Genomic DNA, 6,862 nt, shown 5'->3' with positions numbered 1-6,862 from the left:
GAGCACCCTTTTGAAGATGGGAGTGCCAGTGCAGGCCATCCGCACCGAGGACTTTACGGGATACTGACTGGCGGACTAGCTAGCTGGCTAGCTGAGGCAAAAAGAAGGCGGCTGATAAAAGCAGATACTTCTCTTTCACCTGCAAGCCCGCCGTCCTGCAAAAAATGGCTATTTTGATGACGGCGCTGCTGCCATCTTTAGGCGTATCTTTTGTGCAAGTTCTGCAAGCTCGCCGTCCTGCGCCACCCTGCGGTCGGGCCACCTGCCGTCAGGGCTGTCGTCTATGAACCGGGGGACGATGTGGACGTGCACGTGAGGCACTATCTGGTTTGCCGCAATCCCGTTGTTCTGCCCGACGTTAAAGCCGTCTGCGCCGACTGCCGACACGACGGCCTTTGCGACTGCCGGCACCATGGAGTACAGCCTGCCGACCTCGGCAGGGGGCATCTGCAGGAGGTTGTCATAGTGCTTTGTAGGTATGACGAGGGCATGGCCCCTGTTTATCGGGTACTTGTCCATTATCACCATAAAGTCAGCGTCCTTGTACACCTGGGCGCTTGGGAGCTTGCCCTCCAGTATGGAGCAGAATATGCAGGGCCTGTTGACCATCTTGTCCTTTATTTGAAAATAGTTTATGCATCTTTATTCCTTGCTGTCGCACCAATTCTTAAATAGCTCCAGTTTGCGAGTCTAGCCATGGCAGAGACAGTCGAAGTCGAGGACTTTGAAATCAACTTTTCGTTCAAGTGCCCCAAGTGCGACTATTTGAACGAGGAGGTCTCTGCAAAAGACCTGACAAACGGCAACGCCGAATGCGGCATGTGCGAGACCGTCTTTCGCGCCGAAGGGCTGGACGGGATCAAGGTCAGCGCTACGCTCGACTAGACGCAGCCGCCGCTTCGTTCTGCTTTTTTGCCATCAGCACCAGCACCTTGTCTATTATCGTCTCGGCGCTCACGGGCTTTTTTGCAAAGTCGTCGCAGCCGAGCCGGAGCATGTTGGCCCTGTCCGAGTCGTCCTCGACTATGCCAAGTATCGGCGTATCGGGGCTTGCCTGCTTGATCATCGATATCAGGACCCCGCCCTTCTCCATCGCCAGCCTGCCGTTCATGACTGCGACTGCTATCCTGTCAGGGCCGTGGATCCTCTCGGTGCACTCCTCAAGTGTGCGGGCCTTGACCGACTCCATCCCCTTTAGCCGGATGAGGGCCGACAGCAAAGAGCTGACGTCGGGATTGTCCTCGACCACGAGGATCCCATACTTTTTACTGCTGTTATCGTTATTGCCATTGCTGCTGCCGCCGTCCATGCTTATGCATTAAGCAGGCTTGGCTCTAAAGGGTTACGGGCTCAGATTCCTGCCCTGGCCGAGTGCCGGCTCGTTATCGCCTTTTGGGTCGCGGGGTCGAGCCTTTCAAAGTTGCCCCTGTGGTAGGCGCACAGCAGGCACAGGAACGCGTCACCACCTGCCGTCCCGGAGGGGACTTCAAGCTCGTATTTTTCAAGCCCTGCGTCCTGCAGATGGAAAAAGGCGTCCATGTCTATTATGGCTATGACGCCCTTTTTGCCCTCGCGCCGGACCTTTTTGTTGAGCAGTTCGATAAACCGGAGCGTGTCTGTCGGGTTGGTGCCGAAAAACTGCTCGACAGAGTCTATCACGAACAGCGAGCCCGTCTTGCCATACAAGTCCACGTTCACGCCCGCCTCGCGCAGGTAGAACTTGACCTGGTCCGGCGTCTCAAAATAGGTCATGATTATCAGGATCTCGTTGTTTGGCAGGGCGGCCTTTGCTATCTCGCAGTACACTTCCCTGAACACCACAATGTCATCAAAGACCAGCAGGTTGTGAAGCCCCGTCCTTTCGCGGCACAGTTGACGCAGAGCTGCCTCAGACATCTTGGCCTGCCTTTGATGACGATGATGACGATGATGACGACAGCAGCTGGCGTTCCACCGCGCGGCATATCTCCTTGTATGCCACCGGCTTTGTCAGCACTTCGCTGACCCGGAGCTCCGGGAAAAACGCCTCCCCGACCCGGGCGTCGATGTCAAACGCGCTCACAAGCATCAGCTTTACCCTGCGGTTGAGTTTCCTGACGCCCTGCGCAAGCTCGTACCCTGTCATCCCGGGCATGCGGACGTCTGACACTACCAGGTCGTATTGTTTTGGGTTGGCCCTGAATCGCTCAAGGGCCTTTTCGGGGCTTGAAAACGATTCGACGACATAGCCGTACTTTTCCAGTGCCCGCCTGAAGACGTACAGCACGTCCTCCTCGTCATCTACAAGCAGTATCCTGTAGCCGATTCCGGTCGCCATGTGCCAGTATGCCGGAGAGAAAGACGGGTCTAGGATATAAAACAATTCAGAGGGGCACGGGGCCGCTGCAGGGAAAAAGACGGCAGAAAAAGAAGGTGAGGGGGGGGGAGGACAGGTGCCTGTCCGGCGGCAGCGGCGGCTCTGTGCTTTTACCTCTTGGCTGCCACTGCCTTCTTTTTCCTGCTGCTGTCCTTTGGGCTGATGGCGTCTCCCACCTCGCTGTACATCTCTAGGAAGTGCCGGCCCTTTTCAGTAGTGTTGTACATCTTGGCCTCTTCCGAGTATTCGAGCAGGCCCCCGTCCATCAGCACGTGGAGGTACTCCTTGAGCTGGGGAAACGAAAGAAACGCCCTGTACATTATCTTGGTCTTGATAGCTCCCTCTTTCGCAGTCTCTAGTATCGCTGCGATGATATCCATTCTACTTCTGTACCGCATATCCGTGGGTTGTTCTCTGCGCCAATAATTTAAAAGAGATTCTGGGTTCATTGTTCCGGATCACAGGCGCCTGCGCCCGTCATCTGAAAAACGGCCATTGCTGCTAGTTGGCATAAGAAGGCAAGCCTGCGGAGGGCAGGGTAAACACGAATGTTGCGCCCTTGCGACCATCTTTTTCATTGCTCTCCGCCCATATCCTGCCGCCGTGAGCTTCGACGATGGCCTTGCAGATGTACAGCCCCAATCCCGTGCTTGTTCCTACGTCTGACTTGCCGGCAAACTTTTGGAAGAGCCGGGGCATTATTTCAGGGTCGATGCCCCTTCCGGTGTCCGAAACAGCTACCCTGATCTCTTCTTTTCCGTTGTCTGCCGCCGCCATCGTCATCATCATCGTCGTTTTCTTTTCCAGTGTCACCTCTATCGTTCCCTCTTTGGTGAATTTTACCGCGTTGCCAAGCAGGTTTGCAAGCACCTGACTCATCCTGTATCTGTCAACATTTGCCACGATGGCTGTTCCCGGCTTGGGTGTGTTTACCACGAACCTGACGTTGCCGCCGTTTGCCATCGCCTGCTTTTTGGCATCCTCGACAGCTTCGGACACCAGCGCTGCAAGGTCCACATCTTCTTTGTTCAGCCTCAGCGTGCCCGACTCTATCCTCGTTGCGTCCAGAATATCCGACGACAACCTTTCAAGCCGCCGGGCGTTCCTTGCGATTAGCCGCATCTCTATCTTTTTTATGCTCATCTCTTCTTCTTCTTCTTCTTCTGCTTTTACCGGGGCAAAATCATACTGGCTCGATATGGCCAATATCGGCTGTATGGGCGTCCTCAGTTCATGGGCGGCTATGTTGATGAACTCTTTTTGCATCCTGTCGTGCTTTTTCAGCTGCTCGTTTGCCTCTTCAAGCTGCGAGCTGTACTCTTCCAGCTGCCTGTTGGCATCCTGCAGCTTTTTGTTGCTTTCTGCCAGCTCGGCGACCATGTCTTTTAGATCCTGGGTGGTCAAAGCAAGCTCCCTGTTCGACTCTTCAAGTTGGACGGTCTTTTCGTCGACGGCCCTCTTCAGGGTTTTGTTCCAGGCCATGACGGTGGCGCCCACCGCAACGGTTGCGGCGCCGATGACGGCCACCAAAAACACGCTGGCTGCCCTCTGCTGGTCCACGAGGGCAGTTACGTTTGCCACCGCAACGTGAGGCACCCTTGCAAACAGCACCCCGACGGGGTCTCCATCTATGCGGACGTACGAATAGGCTGTTGTGGCCGGCTGGCCAGAGTAGCTAAAGTCGGCAGAGCCAGACATGGCTGCCGCTGCTGTAGCCGTCGTTGCCGCCTTGCCATTTTCCAGGGATTGTCTTATGAACTGTTCCATGCCCTGCGGGTCGTCGGCCTTGACTGGCGCAGCGCTTATGATTTTCTTGTACTCGGGGCCAAAGTAGTTTATTCCTACGAGCTCTGGATATTTGGCGTGCAATATGGTGCCCTCCATGTCCATCAGGCCCGTCGTAGTCTCCAGTCCGGGATACAATTGCCTGCCAAGATAGTCATTGAGTTTTGAAAGGGAAATTCCAGCGTATACCACGCCTTCAAATTCGCCAGTCTGCGCGTCGACTATGGGATTCGAGATGTACAGCCGGTAGACATCGTCAAGAGAGCTTGTCGCGGCAGTCGACGCCGGCCTGCCTGTGTCACGCGGTATTTGGAACCACCCCATGTCGCTTCTGTCTGCGTCTATGAACCGCGTGTATTCGGGATTCTCGGATGCTATGCTAGACCACACAATCCTGCCGTCTTTGTCCAGCCACCCGTAAAAGTCGGTCATGTCGCTGTTCGTCCGCTGAGTGGCCAAAAACAGCGCCTTTGCCCTTTCCACCTCTCCGCTTTGCACGGTGGGCGCCTGGGCCAGAATCTTGGCATTCTGGAGTATGCCTTCCAGCTTGTTCTCGACAGACGCGGCCAGGTCATGCGCTTCCACCCTGGCGGCAGTCCTTGCTTCTCTTGCCGAGATGTCCACCACCTTGGCAGCGGCGTCATTGAAAAACTGGTAGACGATGGCCGACAGCAGAATGGCGATTATGCCAATGGGGGCCAGTATCAGGAATGGTTGGTTCCGGCGCAGCACACCCAAGAAGACGCGGCAGCCTCGCTCTAGAAACCTGCCGCAGGCTCATATACGCTGCGGTTGAAGCTACCGGGTCTTCTATTCTGGTGCTTGCGAACAGTGCTCAAACTTTTTCAGACCAACATGCCTGCTGCCTGCCTGCTTACCTGCCTGCCAGGCAAACGCCGCTTTTTACGCAAAGAAGCCTCGTGCTAAAGAATCTTAAAATATGCAAATCGACCTCTCGCCGGCTGCACATGTATAACAAAGGCGAGCTTCCGAGCAGAAAGGTTGTCGAGGGGACGGCAAGGGCGCCCCACAGGGCGATGTACAAGGCCATGGGCCTCACGGACGAGGACCTGGACAGGCCAATAATCGGCGTCTCTTCCACCTGCAACGAGGCAACCCCCTGCAACATACACCTTGGACAGCTCGCCCAGAGTGCCAAGAGGGGCGTCGCCGACTCGGGATGCACGCCCCGCGAGTTCACCGCGATAGCGGTCTCTGACGGCATCGCCATGGGCCACGAGGGCATGAAGGCGTCGCTTGTCAGCAGGGAGATAATCGCCGACTCGATAGAGGTCATGGTGAGGGCGCACGGCTACGACGGCATAGTCGGCATTTCTGGCTGCGACAAGAGCCTGCCCGGCACGCTCATGGGCATGGCCCGGCTCAACCTTCCTTCAATCTTTGTCTACGGCGGGACGATAATGCCGGGCGTCTGGAACGGCAAGCAGGTCACCGTGCAGGACGTGTACGAGGCGGTGGGCACGTACGACGCCGGCAAGATGACTCTGCAAGAGCTGCTGAGCCTGGAAAACGTGGCCTGCCCGACTGCCGGCTCTTGTGCAGGGATGTACACTGCAAACACGATGGCGTCGGTGAGCGAGGCCATCGGGATGTCGCTTCCAGGCAGCGCGTCGCCCCCTGCTGAGAGCGACAGGCGGCACGAGGTCTGCTACAACACTGGAAAAGCGATAATGGGCCTGCTAGAGAGCAACATACGCCCTCGGGACATAATGACGTACGAGGCGTTTGAAAACGCGATAATGATGGCAAACGCCATCGGGGGCTCCACAAACGCCGTCCTGCACCTGCTTGCGATAGCAAGGGAGGCAGGCGTCAAACTTTCGCTGTCAGACTTTGAAAGGATACGCAGGCGCACGCCCCACATCGCAGACATGAGGCCCGGCGGCATGTACGTAATGCTCGACCTCGACAAGATAGGCGGCGTGCCGGTAGTCATGAACGCGCTCTTGAAGAAAGGGCTGCTCCACGGCGACGTAATGACCGTCACAGGCAAGACCATGAAGGAGAACCTGGAATCGATAAAGTTCGACCTGAGCCAGGGCAAGGAAAAGGTGGTGAGGAGGCTTGATGAGCCCATAAGCTCTGAAGGCACGCTCAAGATACTGAGAGGCACGCTTGCGCCAGACGGCGCGGTGGTCAAGGTGGCCGGCGTCAAGAGCAAGAGATTTGAAGGCAGGGCCCGCGTCTTTGACAGCGAGGAGGAGGCGTTCGACGCGGTGTCCAAGCGCAGGATAGTCGAAGGCGACGTGGTGGTCATACGCTACGAGGGGCCAAAGGGCGGGCCGGGCATGAGGGAGATGCTTGCTACAACTGCGGCAATAGTGGGCCAAGGCCTTGGAGAAAAGGTGGCGATGGTGACAGACGGCAGGTTTTCAGGCGCCACCCGCGGTTTCATGATAGGGCACGTCGCGCCAGAGGCGATGGTCGGCGGGCCTATAGCCCTTGTGAAGGAGGGCGACAGGATAGTGATAGACACGGCGACAAGCAAGATAGACCTGATGGTGCCAAAGGCAGAGCTTGCCAGGCGCGCCAAAAAGTGGAAGCCCATAAAACCAAGGTACAAGACGGGCGCGCTTGCCAAGTACGCGTCGCTTGTCCAGTCTGCAGCGCAGGGCGCCATCACCGTTCCCCGGCAGGACTGACGCGACCAAGCTTTAAATGTAGACTGCCGCGCACCCGGAACGAAGGAAAAAGGGAGAA

Annotated in this window: 8 protein-coding genes; 2 read left to right on the top strand and 6 right to left on the bottom strand. The window is 56.7% G+C overall.

The window, feature by feature from the left end; translation table 11 throughout:
* Positions 1-168: 168 nt before the first annotated feature.
* A complete protein-coding gene (locus tag WKI84_RS08785; protein ID WP_337863171.1) occupies positions 169-609 on the bottom strand; it encodes an HIT family protein in 441 nt (146 codons plus the stop codon).
* Positions 610-696: 87 nt separating this feature from the next.
* On the opposite strand from WKI84_RS08785, the gene WKI84_RS08780 reads away from it, so the two are divergent.
* A complete protein-coding gene (locus tag WKI84_RS08780; protein WP_337863170.1) occupies positions 697-885 on the top strand; it encodes a hypothetical protein in 189 nt (62 codons plus the stop codon).
* On the opposite strand, the gene WKI84_RS08775 is transcribed toward WKI84_RS08780, so the two are convergent.
* The 5 genes from WKI84_RS08775 to WKI84_RS08755 form a co-directional block, all read right to left on the bottom strand.
* The gene (locus WKI84_RS08775; protein WP_337863169.1) at positions 872-1,309 is read right to left on the bottom strand and encodes a response regulator; all 438 of its coding nucleotides are present in this window, start codon (positions 1,307-1,309) and stop codon (positions 872-874) included. The genes WKI84_RS08780 and WKI84_RS08775 overlap by 14 nt on opposite strands.
* Positions 1,310-1,350: 41 nt before the next feature.
* Entirely contained in the window at positions 1,351-1,896 is a 546-nt protein-coding gene (locus WKI84_RS08770; protein ID WP_337863168.1) for an MEDS domain-containing protein, read from the bottom strand.
* Positions 1,889-2,317: a response regulator gene (locus WKI84_RS08765; protein WP_337863167.1), complete on the bottom strand. Its 429-nt coding sequence runs from the start codon at positions 2,315-2,317 to the stop codon at positions 1,889-1,891. Before WKI84_RS08765 ends, WKI84_RS08770 begins: the two co-directional genes overlap by 8 nt.
* A 149-nt stretch (positions 2,318-2,466) precedes the next feature.
* On the bottom strand, positions 2,467-2,736 hold the full coding sequence (locus tag WKI84_RS08760) for a winged helix-turn-helix domain-containing protein (RefSeq protein WP_337863166.1): 270 nt from the start codon (positions 2,734-2,736) through the stop codon (positions 2,467-2,469).
* Positions 2,737-2,857: 121 nt separating this feature from the next.
* Entirely contained in the window at positions 2,858-4,873 is a 2,016-nt protein-coding gene (locus WKI84_RS08755; protein ID WP_337863165.1) for a sensor histidine kinase, read from the bottom strand.
* A gap of 236 nt (positions 4,874-5,109) precedes the next feature.
* Between WKI84_RS08755 and ilvD the strand changes: the two genes are divergently transcribed.
* Positions 5,110-6,804 carry a dihydroxy-acid dehydratase gene (gene ilvD, locus WKI84_RS08750; RefSeq protein WP_337863164.1) on the top strand — a complete coding sequence of 565 codons (1,695 nt, stop codon included), beginning with the start codon at positions 5,110-5,112 and terminating at the stop codon, positions 6,802-6,804.
* Positions 6,805-6,862: the final 58 nt, after the last annotated feature.

Origin of the sequence: Nitrososphaera sp. (assembly GCF_037447015.1) — an archaeon.
Lineage (GTDB): Archaea > Thermoproteota > Nitrososphaeria > Nitrososphaerales > Nitrososphaeraceae > Nitrososphaera.
Note: the sequence above shows the minus strand (reverse complement) of the source record. Positions and strands in the feature narration are given on the sequence as shown.

What these genes read in the sequence shown, in the direction of transcription:
- WKI84_RS08785 (WP_337863171.1), bottom strand. Translation starts at nt 609, where the DNA reads ATGGTCAACAGGCCCTGCATATTCTGCTCCATACTGGAGGGCAAGCTC.
- WKI84_RS08780 (WP_337863170.1), top strand. Translation starts at nt 697, where the DNA reads ATGGCAGAGACAGTCGAAGTCGAGGACTTTGAAATCAACTTTTCGTTC.
- WKI84_RS08775 (WP_337863169.1), bottom strand. Translation starts at nt 1,309, where the DNA reads ATGGACGGCGGCAGCAGCAATGGCAATAACGATAACAGCAGTAAAAAG.
- WKI84_RS08770 (WP_337863168.1), bottom strand. Translation starts at nt 1,896, where the DNA reads ATGTCTGAGGCAGCTCTGCGTCAACTGTGCCGCGAAAGGACGGGGCTT.
- WKI84_RS08765 (WP_337863167.1), bottom strand. Translation starts at nt 2,317, where the DNA reads ATGGCGACCGGAATCGGCTACAGGATACTGCTTGTAGATGACGAGGAG.
- WKI84_RS08760 (WP_337863166.1), bottom strand. Translation starts at nt 2,736, where the DNA reads ATGGATATCATCGCAGCGATACTAGAGACTGCGAAAGAGGGAGCTATC.
- ilvD (WP_337863164.1), top strand. Translation starts at nt 5,110, where the DNA reads ATGTATAACAAAGGCGAGCTTCCGAGCAGAAAGGTTGTCGAGGGGACG.